Here is a 15,314-nt window from a genome sequence, read left to right on the forward strand (position 1 = left end):
CAAGGTTTGGGTATAAATCTTGCTTTATTGCATTACTAATTGAATAGTTAATACATACAGGGCGACTTGGTGGCAATTTATTACCACTTAAGGTCGGCCATTAGGACGAAAAGGTCGAATATGAAAAAAACGTTATTGGCACTAGCACTGCTAGGTGCATCTTCAACAGCAATGGCTGATTCATGGGTATATGGTGGTGTAATGGGTGGTCAAAACTCATTAGGCAATGAAGAAGAAACTGCGATGGGTATCCACGTGGGTACTGGTATTCTACCATTAATCGGTGTTGAAGCGGGTTACTGGGATCTAGGTTCTTTCGATAGCGTAAAATATGGCAACACGGTTCGTAGTAACCTAGATGCAAGCACGGCATACCTAGCGATCAAACCAAGTATCGATTTCGGTCCTCTTCACGTATACGCGAAAGGTGGTCTTCATTCATACGAGCTGAAAGCTGACGGCTTCAAACAAGACGATGTAGATATCATGTACGGTGTAGGCGCTGAGTACTTTATTTTTGGCCCACTATCTGTAGGCGCTAGCTACCAAAACTTCAAAATGAAAGATGACGACTCAGGCGTTTTCTCTCTAAACGCAACTATCCACCTGCTATAATGACTTGCAGTCAGTGACGGACTTACCGTTGGTCACGGATATTTGTTAAAGAGTTCGTAAGAATTCATAAAAAATGCCAGCTTGATAGCTGGCATTTTTGTATCTGTTAACCGTGTAATAGCTACTGCACTTTTTACGATAGACTGTATTTTCTTACAATCAACGGCACTCTAAATCGATAACGGAAGGGCGGTTACTTTTTACTGTTCAGAATCTTCTGAATTCTTGGGTTAATCGCTTTACCGTGTTTGCTTTCGTACTCTTCGCGTTTTAAATCGTTCAGGTTCTTTACGGAGTTAGCGGTAAGAAGGTAATCTGGTAACTCGGTGTCAAGCATACCTTTTTCATCTAAACGTTTCGCTTCTAAGTAGTATTTTTTGAACAGGCCATCGAGCTTGTTTTCAGCTGTGCGTTTTAAATCGTACAGCTTGTTTTGGATTAACCACTTCTCAATCTTGTTCACACCACCGCGCGATAACACTCGAATACGGCTATCCAATAATTCCTCTTCAGTCAAAGAGTCTTTTAGGATCCAAAGCTCGCCCATTTGCGGCGGCCAGCTGTTGCCAAGTTGAATACGTTCATGGCAGTGCATTAGCACACGGTTTAGGCCGTCTGAATCGACAGAGTTAGCAAATTCAATAAACTTACCGCTCGGCTCACTGCCGTATTGATATTCCCATTGTGTTTCGTATACGCTCAAAAAAGAGCCGAACACGTGAATACACCAATCTGTTAACTCCAATTCTGCAGGATCTTGATCAACAACAGGCACTTGTTGAGACGCACCTGAGTCTGCAGCTTGTCCCGCCGCTACTTTCACTTCGGTACTTTGATTTTCAATTACTTCAGGTACTACTGGAGCTTCACGTTGAACTTTCGGCTCTGGCTCAGAAGGTTGGCTTTTTGCCTTTTTGGATGAGCTGCTGCCTGAAGCGTTCAGATGGGCTAAGCTTTTGTCGATACCCATTTCCTTGAGCTTGTCCTGCATTTCCTGAATATTGAGAGGTTTTCTGGTTCTGTCTTTCATTTTGCTTCTCGTTAACTAGCCAGTACTGCAGCTTGGATTCAATCCGAGATAATGGCATTAATTCATTGGCTTTGGCTTTATACCAGAGGACAAATTTCTTCCATACTAAACTATGGTCACCGGACAAGCCGGAGAACTTAAACGCACGTTCTGCCCATGATGGTATCTCTTCTTCGTTGAGATCATGAGTTGAAACAGTATTGCTGTTCATTGAGCCTCGGCCTTGTGGGCGAGGGGCTTGCTGCATATTTTGCATTGGCGCCGGCGCAGGTTGAAACTTAGGTGCTGGTGCTGGTGCTGGTGCAGTAGAATACACTGGTATGCTATTGAGCGGTTGCGCTTCAACATCAACCTGAGCTTGCTCTTGTGCTTGCTCAATGAGCATTTTGAAAACGTGAATCTCTTTTTTGTCTCGATAATCTACTTTTATTTTATCGAGAAAGCCTTGGTCGACCAAGCATTTAAGACAGTCGGCCAAACCAAAGGTAGAGAGAGCACAAAGCTGACTTGCTGATTGTAAGCACACATTGGTGTAGCCGCACTCATCAGCACCGTCTGCAAGCATCAATAAAACAAGCTTTTCTGCTGGGCTAGAAGTATTCACTTGCCAAGCTAAATAAGAATATTTGGCGCTCAAGATAGCGTTCTCAATAAAGGTAAATCGTTGCCACCATTGTAAGTCACCCCTAACTGAATTTATAGCAACTTAACAAAAAACGGCATTAGTAAGCCAAATATTAACCATAAGGAGAGGTCTGCCCCAAAAAGTAAGCCTACACTAATTCATTCTCGGTAAAAAGATGGCTAAAGATGAGGTTTACGGTCGTATTTTGGGGGCTGATTCTGCACCAAGGCTTAAAGTAACGTGGTCCACTAGCATTTTAGAATGCGCTTCTAATTTTCGTCTTATCCTCTCATGAACGTGTCTATCTTCCCTCTATACTGACTATTGATTGTTTTCTTATCTATTTATCCATCTATTCATTAATTGTATCTAATTTACAAAATATCTTGATATGGTCGATATTTGCGCTATTATGACGATAAGTCAGAAATGACGAAGCGTCATAAAATGGTTAGCTACATGAATTTATCATTCGTGTTAATATATTTAATAGGAGCGTTTTAAATACTGGCGAAGCTTAGATAACGGCTAAGCTCATATATGGACTGAGAAATTATGTTTGGCTTTAGTTGTAAAGGCGATAAACAAGGTATCTTTGGTTGCAAAGGCGTGTTGTCTAAAAAGCAGCAGTCTATCGCAGATCGAGAAGTAGAATTGATGTTGTTAGCAAAAGACCTGGTTCGAGAACAAGGGTTCGGAAACCTCACAATGGATAAGCTAACGGCCGCGAGCTGTTATTCTAAAGGTACGATATACAATCACTTTTGCAGCAAAGAAGACGTGGTTTTAGCCTTGTGTATTCACTCCTTAAAGGCCGAGGCATTGATGTTTGCTCGCTCTGGAGAGTTTGAAGGCAACACACGTGAAAAGATCGTCGCACTACACGTTGCTTACCGAATCTATGCTCGCATGGAACCGGTACTATCAACTTGTGCGATCATGGCGAAAAGCCCGTGGGTACTAGAGAAAGCGTCTAGTGCACGCGTTACCGAGATGAACGAACTGGAAGAGCTGGTGATTGAACAAGCCGACTCTATGGTTAACCAAGCAGTAGAAGCGGGTGACCTAAAGTTCTCTTCTGGTGTGGGTTCAGATGCCATCGTGTTTGCAAACTGGTCAATCGCATTCGGTTCAAATGCCTTGTCACAGAACGCATCAAACAGTCGTTGTATCAAGCGGTTACAAGACCCGTATTCAGTATTACATAACGCAAATATGCTTCTAGATGGCCTAAACTGGCAACCCCTTTCTAGCGATTGGGATTACCGAAAAACCTGGCGTCGTGTAGAGCAGGAATTGTTCAGTGAAGAAATTGCTTACTTAGAATCAGTAGGTCGATAAGCTTCCATTAAGCCCACTCATGTGGGTTTATTAATAACCATTTGTGACGATTCGTCATAACGTAAATTTGACCAAGTGTAGTTTTGGTTTTCTTGAACGTATGACTAAGAATTGTGTCTGTGTCAGCTTTGGCTGATTTTTTATGACACAAATATGACGAATCGTCACAAATGGAGACTGTGATGGAGCATGACAGCCAGAAGCCCGCTTTAGAAATCCCTAATCTAAGCCGTAGCCGCTCAGATAGCAGTAACTTAGATAACGTGAATCTAAATAACGGTTGGTACTCAATGCCTACCAAGCGTTCGTTTATCGTTCTGCTGGTGGTTCTTTCAATCATTGTGCTCTCTGCATTAGGGGCAAAGAACCTCTACTTCAGAGGGGACTACAACATCTTCTTCGAAGGCAACAACAAACAGTTGATGGCGTTCGAAGAAATCCAAACCACCTTTGCGAAAACTGACAACCTCGCGATTGTTGTCGCGCCTGAAAATGGCAATGTCTTCACCCCGGAAACCCTCACCTTAATTCAAAACCTTACGCTCGATGCGTGGCAGACCCCGTACTCAAGCCGTGTCGATTCACTTGCCAATTATCAGCACACTGAAGCCATTGAAGACGACCTCTTGGTGGAAGATCTGTTGTATGAAGGGTACGAGCATACACCAGAGCGAATCGCCAAAGTTAAACAGATTGCCCTTAACGAGCCGCTGCTCAAGAATGCGTTGGTATCAGCGTCTGGTGACGTGACTATTGTTAACGTGACCGTGCAATTACCTGAAGTGGATGAAACCGCGGAAGTGCAAGAAGTGATCGCGGCCATCAACACCATGCTTGCCAAGTACCAAGCCGATTATCCACATGTCGAGTTCCACAAAGCGGGCATCATTGCCATGAATGACGCCTTTATGATGTCGGCTCAGGAAGACAGCGCAACGCTCGTGCCATTAATGCTGTTGGTGGTGTTGGTGTTCCTGACCTTTATGCTGCGCTCATTTTTTAGTGTGGTTGCAACCTTACTTGTGATTATCTCGTCGATTGTGGCGACCATGGGGCTATCTGGCTGGGCAGGGATGTTCCTTAGCACGGCAACGGTCAATGTTCCAACGTTAGTATTAACCCTTGCCGTTGCCGACTGTGTTCACGTGATTGTGACCATGAGACAAGCCATGCAACGCGGGATGGAGAAAACACAAGCCATTCAATACAGCATCAAGCTGAATGCGATGCCGATTTTGATAACGTCTGTTACTACTGCGATAGGCTTCTTGATGATGAACATGTCGGATTCCCCGGTGTTGCGTGACTTTGGTAACTTATCGGCATTGGGTGTGATGATAGCGTGTTTGCTATCCGTGACTATGCTACCTGCGCTGCTAAAACTGCTACCAGTTAAGACTTTACCAACGAATGAAGCGGCACAAAGCAAAGTGACCTTTATGGATAAGTTAGGCGACTTTGTGGTGACTCACCGTAAAGCGCTACTGCCTGTTTCAACTCTTGTGATTGTCAGCGCTGCGGCGTTAATTCCTTTGAACAAAGTGAATGATGAATCGGTGAAGTATTTCGATACCTCAAGCGAATTCAGACAAGCAGCCGACTTCATGGAACAGACTGTAAGCGGCATGACGACCATCAGTATTGCAGTGAAAACCAACGAGTCTCAAGCGATAGCTGATCCTGTGTTCTTGCAAGCGATTGGTGACTTTACTGAGTGGCTGCGTGTTCAACCAGAAACCGACCATGTGGCAACGCTTTCCGATGTTTACATGCGTTTGAACAAGAACATGCACGGCGATGACGAGAGCTATTACCAATTGCCACTTAACCGCGAGCTAGCTGCGCAATACTTACTGCTTTATGAGATGTCTCTTCCTTATGGCTTGGACTTGAACAACCAGATCAACGTCGATAAGTCATCGATCAAAATGGTGCTCACGGTCGATAACCTAGGCAGCGTGGAACTGGTTGAACTCGAAGAACGCATCTACTCATGGTTTGCAGCCAACGCGCCGCAATATGAAGTGGTCGCGTCGAGCCCATCATTGATGTTTGCTCATATCGGCGAAACCAACATGGCGAGCATGCTTTCGACTCTGCCAATCACCTTAGTGCTTATCTCTGGTCTGATGATATTTGCATTGCGCTCGGTTCGCTTAGGCGTGATCAGCCTAGTGCCAAACATTGCCCCTGCAATTATTGGCTTTGGTTTGTGGGCGCTTATCTCTGGTGAAATCAACCTTGGATTGTCGGTCGTAGTCACCCTTACTTTGGGTATCGTGGTTGATGATGCTGTGCATTTCTTAAGTAAATACCAACGTGCACGATTGGAAGGGAAATCAGCGGAGGAAGCGGTTCGTTATGCCTTCCACACCGTTGGCCGTGCATTGTGGATCACCACTGTTGTGCTTGTCGCTGGTTTCTCTGTACTGGCGATGTCGAGCTTCAGACTCAATTCCGACATGGGCTTACTCAGCGCGATTGTGATCTTTATTGCGCTGGTGGTCGACTTCATCTTGCTACCAAGCTTGCTGATGATCTTCGACAAACAAACCCACTATTCCGATAAACCCCAGTATAAACCAGAGCTGTCCACAACAGCGCAATCTAACCCAACTGGCGAACTGTCTACGTCGACCAAATAAGGAATCGTCAGCCTGCTGCGATGGGCTGACTCAAGGAGAGATTTATGAAAAGTATTAAACATTCTATTACAAAGAAAGCACTAATAACGTCATTGATAACAATGAGCGCGTTTGCGGCTTTCCCGGCGTTAGCAGACCCAGCGAAAGGCCTAGAAATTGCCGAACAACGCAAAGCTGTCGATATGGGGTGGGGGGATTCTGTCGCGACAATGGAAATGCTACTTCGCAACAAACAGGGCGAAAGCAGTACGCGCCTAATGCGATTGAAGTCGTTAGAGGTTGATGAAGATGGCGACAAAGGGCTGACCATTTTTGATGAGCCACGCGACGTAAAAGGCACGGCTTTCTTAAACCATTCGCACATTAATAAATCAGACGACCAATGGTTGTATCTGCCTGCCTTGAAACGTGTAAAACGCATCTCTTCACGTAACAAGTCTGGCCCGTTCATGGGCAGTGAATTTGCTTATGAAGACTTAAGCTCGTTCGAGCTAGAAAAATACACCTTCAACTATATTGAAGACGCCAAAATTGAAGGCGTGGACACCTTTGTTTTAGAGCAAGTGCCGACCGACAAAAATTCAGGCTACACCAAGCAGAAAGTATGGCTCGATCAACAATATTACCGCCCCGTTCAGGTTGAGTTTTACGACCGTAAAGGCGCACTGCTCAAAACCCTGTCGTTCCAAGACTACCAACAATACCTAAACCAATACTGGCGTGCTCATACCATGTCGATGCAAAACCACCAAACAGGCAAAAGTACGGTATTAACCACGACAGATTTAGCGTTCCAGACCGGTCTTAAGGACAAAGATTTCCAAAAAAACACACTCAAACGTGCAAAGTAAGGCAAAAATATGAAAAGGATTGTGTCAACAGGAACGCAGTTATCTTTAACCTTGGTGGTGACCATGGGGCTTATGCAGGTGTCGTTGCCATGTGTGGCAGGTGGGTTTAGCTCTGAGTTCGTAGAACAGGTCACCCCACAGCTAGCAGGGCAGGTTAACCTTGAACACAGGCAGTTCTTTAGCGACGGTTTACAAGGGCAAGATAAAGGGCAAAGCTCACTGGTGTTACAACCAGAGTTTTATTGGGAGCAAGAAGAGGGTAATGGCAGCTTTACCTTTACGCCCTTTTACCGCCTAGACAGTGAAGACGACGAGCGAACCCATGGTGACATTCGTGAAGCCCTGTACCTAACGTATTGGGATGACTACGAACTGAGAGCGGGCGTTAGTAAAGTGTTCTGGGGCGTAACCGAATCGGCGCACTTGGTCGATGTGGTAAACCAAACCGATGCCATTGAATCGGTCAATGGTGAATCCAAACTAGGTCAGCCGATGGTGCACTTCACCTCGATAAAAGTCTGGGGAACCATAGACGCCATGTTGCTTCCGTATTTTCGTGAACGTACCTTCGCAGGGGAAGACGGGCGCTTAAGGCCCACTGTGCCAGTATCGGACGATGCGCTTTACGAATCTTCAAGAGAAGAAAAGCATGTTGATGTGGCATTGCGTTATAGCCAAATGTACGGCGATTGGGATGTCGGTTTAAGCTACTTAGGCGGCACAAATCGCGACCCTTATTACCGTGTGGAAGGCAATAAGCTTAAGCCCTATTACGCACAAATGCAGCATTTCGGGCTTGATGTACAGGGCATTATTGGCGATTGGTTGTGGAAGCTAGAAAGCATTTATCGCGACAGCTACGACAACCACACTGGCGTGGCGACAGGCTTTGAATACACGTGGGTTGGGGCGCTAGAGTCGCATTGGGACATCGGCTTCATTGCTGAATACTTGTATGACAGCCGAGGCAATAACGCCCAAACCATCGGCCAAAACGATGTGTTCCTTGGTGCGCGTTTCGCCTTAAACGATGTAGACGGAACCGAGGTATTAACAGGCATCACTCAAGACTTAGATAACAGCGATGTCTACAGTGCAAAACTCGAAGCGTCGAGCCGTATCAATAACAATCTCAAGTGGCGACTGAACGCTTGGTTGTTTGAAAACGAAACCGCTGAAGACTTATTGTTCTTTGCTCGCAAGGATGACTTTGTTGAATTGGCGTTGGAATACTATTTTTAGTATTTACAAAAAGTTAGCGTTTCAAATCAGTTAATGTTGGATTCGTGGGGCGCTCTTGTTAAGGGGAGCGTCTCAAATTTAAGATGAATTATATTTAGAATGTTCAAAGTCGTCTTTTTATAAAATGGATCAAATAATCGAATAGCCCTATAGGTAAAATGGTTGTATTTTCGAGCATCTATAATCTCCGAATATTCATGCAAATTGTGCTGGTGGTATCGGCCCTAAGGAATTTATGAATTCATTTAATTGGGATAAAAACTTTGAAACAGGTATTGGTGTCGTAGACGAACAACATCAATACCTTGTTGGTTTTATCAACCACTACGGAAACCTGCTGTCTGAGAATACTATCTCAGTCGAAGACATTCGCATCGCTTTACTTGATCTCACAAGTTATGCTGAGTTTCACTTTAAAGAAGAAGAGTCTTTGATGAGAGGGTGCGGAGTTTATGACTTACACATCGAAGAACACATCAAAGTGCATCGCGTGTTTATGCAAGACATCTACAGCATGCAAGCCTTCATCTTGGAAGAAGATCAGGCATCAGCACGTCAGCTACTGGACTTCCTCATCCATTGGCTTGCTTACCACATCCTTGGCATCGACCAAAACATGGCGCGACAAGTGGCCGCGATAGAAGAGGGCGCAACACCTCAACAAGCCTTTGAAGCAGAAGAAAAGCAGCAAGACTCTTCAACCATCCCTTTACTGGCCGCGCTTAAAGGCTTATTCGAACAAGTTTCTGAACGAAACAAACAGTTGTTACGGTTCAATCAAGTACTCGAAGACAAAGTCGAAGAACGTACCGCAGAATTGAAACGAGCGAACAAGAAACTCGAAGAGCTCTCGTTAACCGATTCACTCACTAAATTACCTAACCGTCGTTGTGCTTTTAAGCAGTTAGCTTTGCATTGGCAAGAATCGAAAGAATTTGGCATGCCTTTGGTGTGCATTATGATCGATGCCGACCACTTTAAGCGCATTAATGACACTTGTGGACATGATGCTGGTGACTTGGTGTTACAAACCCTCGCGAACGAGCTGAAAAATAGGTTTCGCAACGATGATATTGTGTGTCGATTAGGGGGCGATGAGTTCTTGGTGATTTGCCCAGATACCGATCTTAATGGTGGCATGCACATCGCAGAAACGACGCGACAGAAAGTGTCTGAATTAGAGGTTGAAACCGGTAACCAAGCTTGGATTGGCAGCATCAGTGTCGGTGTGGCTGAAATGACCCAAGAATTCGAAACCATGAATGAATTGATTAAAGCGGCTGACGAGTCCGTTTATCTAGCGAAAGATGCGGGGAAGAACAGCGTTTGTTCGATTCAGATCTAGCCTTCAGGTCATTTCCAAATTAAGAAGTGGAACCTGTAATTGTTCTACTTCTTCCTACTCCTCATTAATGTCCTGTTAAATTTGCCGTGTTTTTAGTCAATAACTTGTTCTTTTAGCGATTCAATTTGGCATTAGTTGCGTGTTTGATTACTATGTGTAGCTATCTAAAAAACTAATCATCCGATACGGACACTACCAACTGGTAGATGAGGAAATGATGCAACATCTAGAAGAGATCATTGCTAATGCAACGACTGCTATTGATACAGCAGATTCGTTAGTCGCACTTGATGAAGTGCGAGTTCAGTATTTAGGTAAGAAGGGTGAACTCACTCTTCAACTACAAAGCCTAGGTAAACTTCCACCTGAAGAGCGTCGCACTGCTGGTCAAGAGATCAACAAAGCGAAAGGTGCTGTTCAACAAGCGATCGCAGCTCGCAAAGACGCACTTCAACGTGCAGAGCTTGAAGCGAAACTAGCTGAAGAAACTATCGATGTGAGCCTACCAGGTCGTCGCATTGAGAACGGTGGTCTTCACCCAGTTACTCGCACAGTTGAGCGTATCGAACAGTTCTTTGGTGAGCTTGGCTTTAGCACTGAGTCTGGCCCTGAGATCGAAGATGCATTCCACAACTTTGATGCACTAAACATCGCAGACGATCACCCAGCTCGTACTGATCACGATACTTTCTTCTTCAACCCTGATCTAATGCTACGTACGCACACTTCTGGTGTTCAAATCCGTACGATGGAAAACGGCAAACCGCCATTCCGCTTCATTGCTCCGGGTCGTGTTTACCGTAACGACTACGATCAAACTCACACGCCAATGTTCCACCAAGTGGAAGGTATGTTAGTTGATGAGAACGTAAACTTCGCACAACTTAAAGGCATTCTTAACGATTTCCTTTGCAACTTCTTTGAAGAAGAAGTTGAAGTGCGTTTCCGTCCTTCATTCTTCCCGTTCACAGAGCCTTCAGCTGAAGTTGACGTGAAACGTAAAGATGGCAAATGGCTAGAAGTTCTAGGTTGTGGCATGGTTCACCCTAACGTACTTCGCTCTGTTGGCATCGACCCTGAGAAATACTCTGGTTTTGCATTCGGTATGGGTGTAGAGCGTCTAACGATGCTTCGTTACGGCGTAAATGACCTTCGTGCGTTCTTCGAGAACGACCTTCGTTTCCTTAAACAATTCAAGTAATCCGGGGCAGTCAAAACTATGAAATTCAGTGAATCTTGGCTACGCGAGTGGGTTAAACCTGCAATTAACAGCGAAGAGCTAGCTCACCAAATCACTATGGCTGGTTTGGAAGTTGACGATGTAGAACCTGTTGCAGGTGAATTCACCGGCGTTAAAGTAGGTAAAGTGGTTGAGTGCGGTCAGCACCCAGACGCAGACAAACTACAAGTAACTAAAATTGATATCGGCGCTGTTGATGCAGACGGTAATAAAGAGCTGTTAGACATCGTATGTGGTGCATCTAACTGTCGTCTTGGCCTAACGGTAGCAGTAGCAACAGTTGGCGCAGTACTTCCTGGTGACTTCAAAATCAAGAAAGCAAAACTACGTGGCGTTCCATCGCACGGCATGCTTTGTTCTTTCTCTGAGCTAGGTATCGACGTAGAGTCTGATGGCATCCTTGAGCTGCCAGAAGGCACAACGCTAGGTATGGACGTTCGTGAGCTTCTAGAGCTTAACGACGTAACTATCGACGTAGACCTAACAGCAAACCGCGCAGACTGCTTCAGCATCCGTGGCCTTGCTCGTGAAGTTGGCGTACTAAACCGCGCAGACGTTACAGAGCCAACAGTTGAAGCTGTTGCAGCAAGCATTGAAGACACAGTATCTGTTGAAATCAAAGCAACGGATGCTTGTCCACGTTACCTTGGCCGTGTGGTTAAGAACGTAAACGTGAAAGCGGAATCTCCAATCTGGATGCAAGAGAAACTGCGCCGTTGTGGTATCCGTTCAATCGACCCAGTTGTAGACATCACAAACTACGTGATGCTAGAGCAAGGCCAACCAATGCACGCATTTGATCTGGCTAAGATCGAAGGCGGTATCGTGGTTCGTCTAGCAGAGCAGGGCGAAAAGCTAACACTTCTAGATGGCAACGAAGCTGAACTAAACAGCAACACACTTGTTATCGCTGACCACAACAAAGCACTAGCAATCGCTGGTATTTTTGGCGGTCAAGATTCAGGTGTTACGACTGAAACGACAGACGTACTTCTTGAAGCAGCATTCTTCGCACCGGATCACATCCGTGGTCGCGCACGTGCTTACGGCCTTCACACAGATTCTTCTCTACGTTTCGAACGTGGTGTTGATTCAACACTTCAAGCAGCAGCAATGGAGCGTGCAACACAGCTTCTAGTTGAAATCTGCGGTGGTGAAGTTGCGCCAGTAAACGGCAGCGAATCTGAAGCTGATCTTCCTAAAGCAAACGTAGTTGCTCTACGTCGCGCTAAGCTAGACAGCCTACTAGGTCACGAAATCCCATCTACAGACGTAGTGGAAATTCTTACTCGCCTAGGTTGTGAAGTTGAAAGCACTGATGCTGGTTGGACGGCAACGTCTCCATCTTGGCGTTTTGATATCGCAATCGAGCAAGACCTAATTGAAGAAGTAGGTCGTATCTACGGTTACGATAACATTCCAAACCAAGCGCCTAAAGCGGCACTTAAAATGAATGACCACAAAGAAGCTGACCAACCGCTTAAGCGCGTTCGTGACCTTCTTGTAGACCGTGGCTACCACGAAGCAATCACATACAGCTTCGTAGAACCAGAACAGCAAAAACTTGTTGTACCTGGTGTTGAGCCGCTAATCCTGCCATTCCCAATCTCTGCGGACATGTCAGCAATGCGTCTTGGTCTAATCCAAGGTCTTCTAAACACAGTTGTTCACAACCAGAAGCGTCAACAGTCTCGCGTTCGTCTATTCGAATCAGGCCTACGTTTCATCCCTGAAGCAACTGCTGAAAACGGCATGCGCCAAGAAATGATGCTTGCGGGCGTTATCTCTGGTACTCGTGGCGAAGAGCACTGGGACATTGCAACTAACACTGTAGATTTCTTCGATCTTAAAGGTGACCTAGAAGCCGTTCTTGAGCTTTCTGCAAACGAAATCGCATACAGCTTCAAAGCCCTTTCTTCTGAAGCAAAAGAGCGCAACCCAGCACTTCACCCGGGTCAATCAGCAGTGATTATGGCTAACGGCAAAGAAGTGGGTATCATTGGTACTGTTCACCCAGAACTAGAGCGTAAGTTTGGTCTTAACGGCCGCACTATCGTATTCGAAATCGAATGGGCAGCTATCAACACTCGCGTGCTTCCAGAAGCAGTAGCCGTATCTAAGTTCCCTGCAAACCGTCGTGATATCGCCGTTGTTGTTGACGAAGCAGTAGCTTCTGGCGACATCGTTGAAGCGTGTATCGCTGCTGGTGGCGAATTCCTAACAGGTGCTAAACTGTTCGACGTATACGTTGGTCAAGGCGTTGAAGAAGGTAAGAAGAGCCTAGCAATCGCACTTAGCCTACAGTCTGTAGAGCGCACACTAGAAGATGCAGACATCGCTGGTTCAGTAGATGCTATCGTAGCTTCAATCTCAGAGAAATTCGGCGCAGCACTTCGCGACTAATTTCTTCTGATAGATAGAAAACCAAAGGCCTCGTATTGCGAGGCCTTTTTGTTTTTTGAGAACTAGTGACGTAGCGCACTAAATAACAATTTGTTTAAAGTACATTAGATAAATTACATTAAAGTTTGTTGACTCAGAATTCTGGCTGAGATATTTTTTGCTCAAGCTTTGTGGAAGCTTGCCCACCCCAACTAGGCGAATTCTTTCGAGAACCATGCAAAAGTAAACAATATAACTTTGATCTTATTACCATTTGCGGAAAAGTGAAATTAGGGGTGAATTGACGCAGCTTTCGCATGGAGAAATAAGACAATGTCAAAACTTATAACATCCTCATTCATTTCCAACGTTAAAAAATCTGCAAAGCACCTCAAGAAAGAGTTAGGTATATCTCACTCTGAAGCTCTTGAAGTGACCTCGAAGAAAGCAGGTTTTGCTTCCTATTACGCTTTACAAAACTCCCATGCTAATCAATCCAAACTTTCCGTTAGCCCTAAAGAGTTTGCTCGACAATTTTTAATTAGCTTTATTGAAAGTGATGCGGGCATTGCAGGAATTGAGCATAGCCGTTCAACTATTGAACGACATCACCCAAACCAAGATTTAAAGCCTATTGTTTTATCTACTTTGTTAGATGCTTTTGATTCTGGGCTTAATCATGACGGCATCAATATAAATGCAAAATGGTCAATTTTAAACTGGGCTTTGGATACCGAGTATATAAAAGAACTAGGCTGGAATGCATTGAAAGATGACAAGGAAGATTTTCAAATCAAGGGAGCCTTACTTATTGCTCTCGGACATTTTTATCGCTCAACGGGATATTGCTTATCCGACCACCGTTTAATCCATGCAAACTTTGAAACTTATGTATCAGACTGGGTTCGCTCTGTGAGTGTGTATAACACAACAGCTACCACAGCACTCAGTCGAGCCTTTCCTAAGAATAAGACTAGCGGAATCAGTCCTGGTTCTAGTGTTTGGTCGCACTTGGCTTAGCCAGAATCATTCACTTTAGCTTAGCTAGTGTTCTAGAGTATGAAAAGGAATCAAAATGGTACAGGTTATAGGTAAGTTAGAGCTTGATCCTCTTACAATTGATGAGTCTCTTGCTAGAGGTGCAATGAAGAGGTTGGCTCGAGAGTGTGTTGAAAATTTAGGTAGTATTAATATCGTTAGCCATGGTGGTTTGAAAAACTTACAGAAAAAAACCAAAGCTGTTTTTAAAAATGGAAATGTTTCGGGCTTCTATATTGGTGATAGAGAGTGTTTAGCTATGTTTGTAATGTATGACCAAAGAAAGGAAATGTTTGCTGGTGCATATTTAGCAAGAGTTAATGGAAAATACTCGATCTATGATAGTGATATGAGATTTTCAAGACATTCAATTCAACGTCTGATTCAAAGATTGAAAACCAAGAGTCCAAGAGAAGCTGTTGCAAAAGCAATCCATGAACAAACTAAGTATGTTTTGACTGGGGAACCTCAAAAAATTATCAATATTCACGAGAAATGGCGGACTCCCGGACTGAATTCAATTGATACTGCGCTGCCATATATTAGTAATGGAAAGTTGTTGGGAATGTGGTTTACAGCATCGACTAGTGATGTGAAATGCACGTTTGTCGGTCGTGTTGTGACAAAAACCTTTGTTGATGTTGAAAAGCTTCGCGAACCTCAATACGCCAAGTGTATGGAAGCATACAATGCTCAGTTAGCAGCCCACGTCAGTGGGGGAAAAATACCACGGTTCAACTTGATCAATGAATTATCAACATACGTGTAGTAATTGCTTGATATTTCGATGGTACTGTTCATCGAGCACTAGGGTATACATTTGAAGGTGCAGACATCGCTGGTTCAGTAGATGCTATCGTAGCTTCAATCTCAGAGAAATTCGGCGCAGCACTTCGTGACTAATCTCTTTTGATAGATAGAAGAATCAAAGGCCTCGCATTGCGAGGCCTTTTTGTAAAA

12 protein-coding genes are annotated in these 15,314 nt (G+C 44.6%); 10 read left to right on the forward strand and 2 right to left on the reverse strand.

All coding sequences use genetic code 11. The features are described 5' to 3' along the window. Nucleotides 1-120 precede the first annotated feature (120 nt). Entirely contained in the window at nucleotides 121-615 is a 495-nt protein-coding gene (locus tag OCT63_RS07340) for an outer membrane beta-barrel protein (protein WP_017057506.1), read from the forward strand. A gap of 193 nt (nucleotides 616-808) precedes the next feature. Here OCT63_RS07340 and OCT63_RS07345 read toward each other — a convergent pair whose 3' ends face one another. Beyond that, nucleotides 809-1,585 carry a hypothetical protein gene (locus OCT63_RS07345; protein ID WP_269983521.1) on the reverse strand — a complete coding sequence of 259 codons (777 nt, stop codon included), beginning with the start codon at nucleotides 1,583-1,585 and terminating at the stop codon, nucleotides 809-811. Then, nucleotides 1,506-2,282 carry a hypothetical protein gene (locus tag OCT63_RS07350; RefSeq protein ID WP_269983464.1) on the reverse strand — a complete coding sequence of 259 codons (777 nt, stop codon included), beginning with the start codon at nucleotides 2,280-2,282 and terminating at the stop codon, nucleotides 1,506-1,508. Before OCT63_RS07350 ends, OCT63_RS07345 begins: the two co-directional genes overlap by 80 nt. Nucleotides 2,283-2,825: 543 nt before the next feature. On the opposite strand from OCT63_RS07350, the gene OCT63_RS07355 reads away from it, so the two are divergent. From OCT63_RS07355 to OCT63_RS07395, 9 genes are all read left to right on the forward strand, one after another. Then, the gene (locus tag OCT63_RS07355; RefSeq protein ID WP_161672627.1) at nucleotides 2,826-3,611 is read left to right on the forward strand and encodes a TetR/AcrR family transcriptional regulator; all 786 of its coding nucleotides are present in this window, start codon (nucleotides 2,826-2,828) and stop codon (nucleotides 3,609-3,611) included. A gap of 170 nt (nucleotides 3,612-3,781) precedes the next feature. Beyond that, nucleotides 3,782-6,256: an efflux RND transporter permease subunit gene (locus OCT63_RS07360; RefSeq protein ID WP_269983465.1), complete on the forward strand. Its 2,475-nt coding sequence runs from the start codon at nucleotides 3,782-3,784 to the stop codon at nucleotides 6,254-6,256. Nucleotides 6,257-6,357: 101 nt separating this feature from the next. Continuing rightward, the gene (locus OCT63_RS07365; protein ID WP_269983522.1) at nucleotides 6,358-7,107 is read left to right on the forward strand and encodes an outer membrane lipoprotein-sorting protein; all 750 of its coding nucleotides are present in this window, start codon (nucleotides 6,358-6,360) and stop codon (nucleotides 7,105-7,107) included. 9 nt (nucleotides 7,108-7,116) lie between these two features. Beyond that, nucleotides 7,117-8,349, forward strand: a complete 1,233-nt coding sequence (locus OCT63_RS07370) for a hypothetical protein (RefSeq protein WP_269983466.1) — start codon at nucleotides 7,117-7,119, stop codon at nucleotides 8,347-8,349. 235 nt (nucleotides 8,350-8,584) lie between these two features. Next, nucleotides 8,585-9,694: a GGDEF domain-containing protein gene (locus OCT63_RS07375; RefSeq protein WP_269983467.1), complete on the forward strand. Its 1,110-nt coding sequence runs from the start codon at nucleotides 8,585-8,587 to the stop codon at nucleotides 9,692-9,694. A 217-nt stretch (nucleotides 9,695-9,911) separates the two neighbouring features. After that, the gene (gene pheS / locus OCT63_RS07380; RefSeq protein ID WP_004734764.1) at nucleotides 9,912-10,895 is read left to right on the forward strand and encodes a phenylalanine--tRNA ligase subunit alpha; all 984 of its coding nucleotides are present in this window, start codon (nucleotides 9,912-9,914) and stop codon (nucleotides 10,893-10,895) included. Between the two features lie 18 nt (nucleotides 10,896-10,913). Then, a complete protein-coding gene (gene pheT, locus OCT63_RS07385; RefSeq protein ID WP_269983468.1) occupies nucleotides 10,914-13,337 on the forward strand; it encodes a phenylalanine--tRNA ligase subunit beta in 2,424 nt (807 codons plus the stop codon). A gap of 312 nt (nucleotides 13,338-13,649) precedes the next feature. Beyond that, complete coding sequence (locus tag OCT63_RS07390; RefSeq protein WP_269983469.1) at nucleotides 13,650-14,336, forward strand: hypothetical protein; 687 nt, start codon at nucleotides 13,650-13,652, stop codon at nucleotides 14,334-14,336. 55 nt (nucleotides 14,337-14,391) lie between these two features. Next, on the forward strand, nucleotides 14,392-15,123 hold the full coding sequence (locus OCT63_RS07395) for a hypothetical protein (RefSeq protein WP_269983470.1): 732 nt from the start codon (nucleotides 14,392-14,394) through the stop codon (nucleotides 15,121-15,123). Nucleotides 15,124-15,314 lie beyond the last annotated feature (191 nt).

Source organism: Vibrio sp. RW (assembly GCF_027587105.1).
GTDB classification, from domain to species: Bacteria; Pseudomonadota; Gammaproteobacteria; order Enterobacterales; family Vibrionaceae; genus Vibrio; species Vibrio toranzoniae.

Coding starts and splice junctions, on each gene's coding strand:
- OCT63_RS07340 (WP_017057506.1), top strand. CDS start 121: ATGAAAAAAACGTTATTGGCACTAGCACTGCTAGGTGCATCTTCAACA.
- OCT63_RS07345 (WP_269983521.1), bottom strand. CDS start 1,585: ATGGGTATCGACAAAAGCTTAGCCCATCTGAACGCTTCAGGCAGCAGC.
- OCT63_RS07355 (WP_161672627.1), top strand. CDS start 2,826: ATGTTTGGCTTTAGTTGTAAAGGCGATAAACAAGGTATCTTTGGTTGC.
- OCT63_RS07360 (WP_269983465.1), top strand. CDS start 3,782: ATGGAGACTGTGATGGAGCATGACAGCCAGAAGCCCGCTTTAGAAATC.
- OCT63_RS07365 (WP_269983522.1), top strand. CDS start 6,358: ATGAGCGCGTTTGCGGCTTTCCCGGCGTTAGCAGACCCAGCGAAAGGC.
- OCT63_RS07370 (WP_269983466.1), top strand. CDS start 7,117: ATGAAAAGGATTGTGTCAACAGGAACGCAGTTATCTTTAACCTTGGTG.
- OCT63_RS07375 (WP_269983467.1), top strand. CDS start 8,585: ATGAATTCATTTAATTGGGATAAAAACTTTGAAACAGGTATTGGTGTC.
- pheS (WP_004734764.1), top strand. CDS start 9,912: ATGCAACATCTAGAAGAGATCATTGCTAATGCAACGACTGCTATTGAT.
- pheT (WP_269983468.1), top strand. CDS start 10,914: ATGAAATTCAGTGAATCTTGGCTACGCGAGTGGGTTAAACCTGCAATT.
- OCT63_RS07390 (WP_269983469.1), top strand. CDS start 13,650: ATGTCAAAACTTATAACATCCTCATTCATTTCCAACGTTAAAAAATCT.
- OCT63_RS07395 (WP_269983470.1), top strand. CDS start 14,392: ATGGTACAGGTTATAGGTAAGTTAGAGCTTGATCCTCTTACAATTGAT.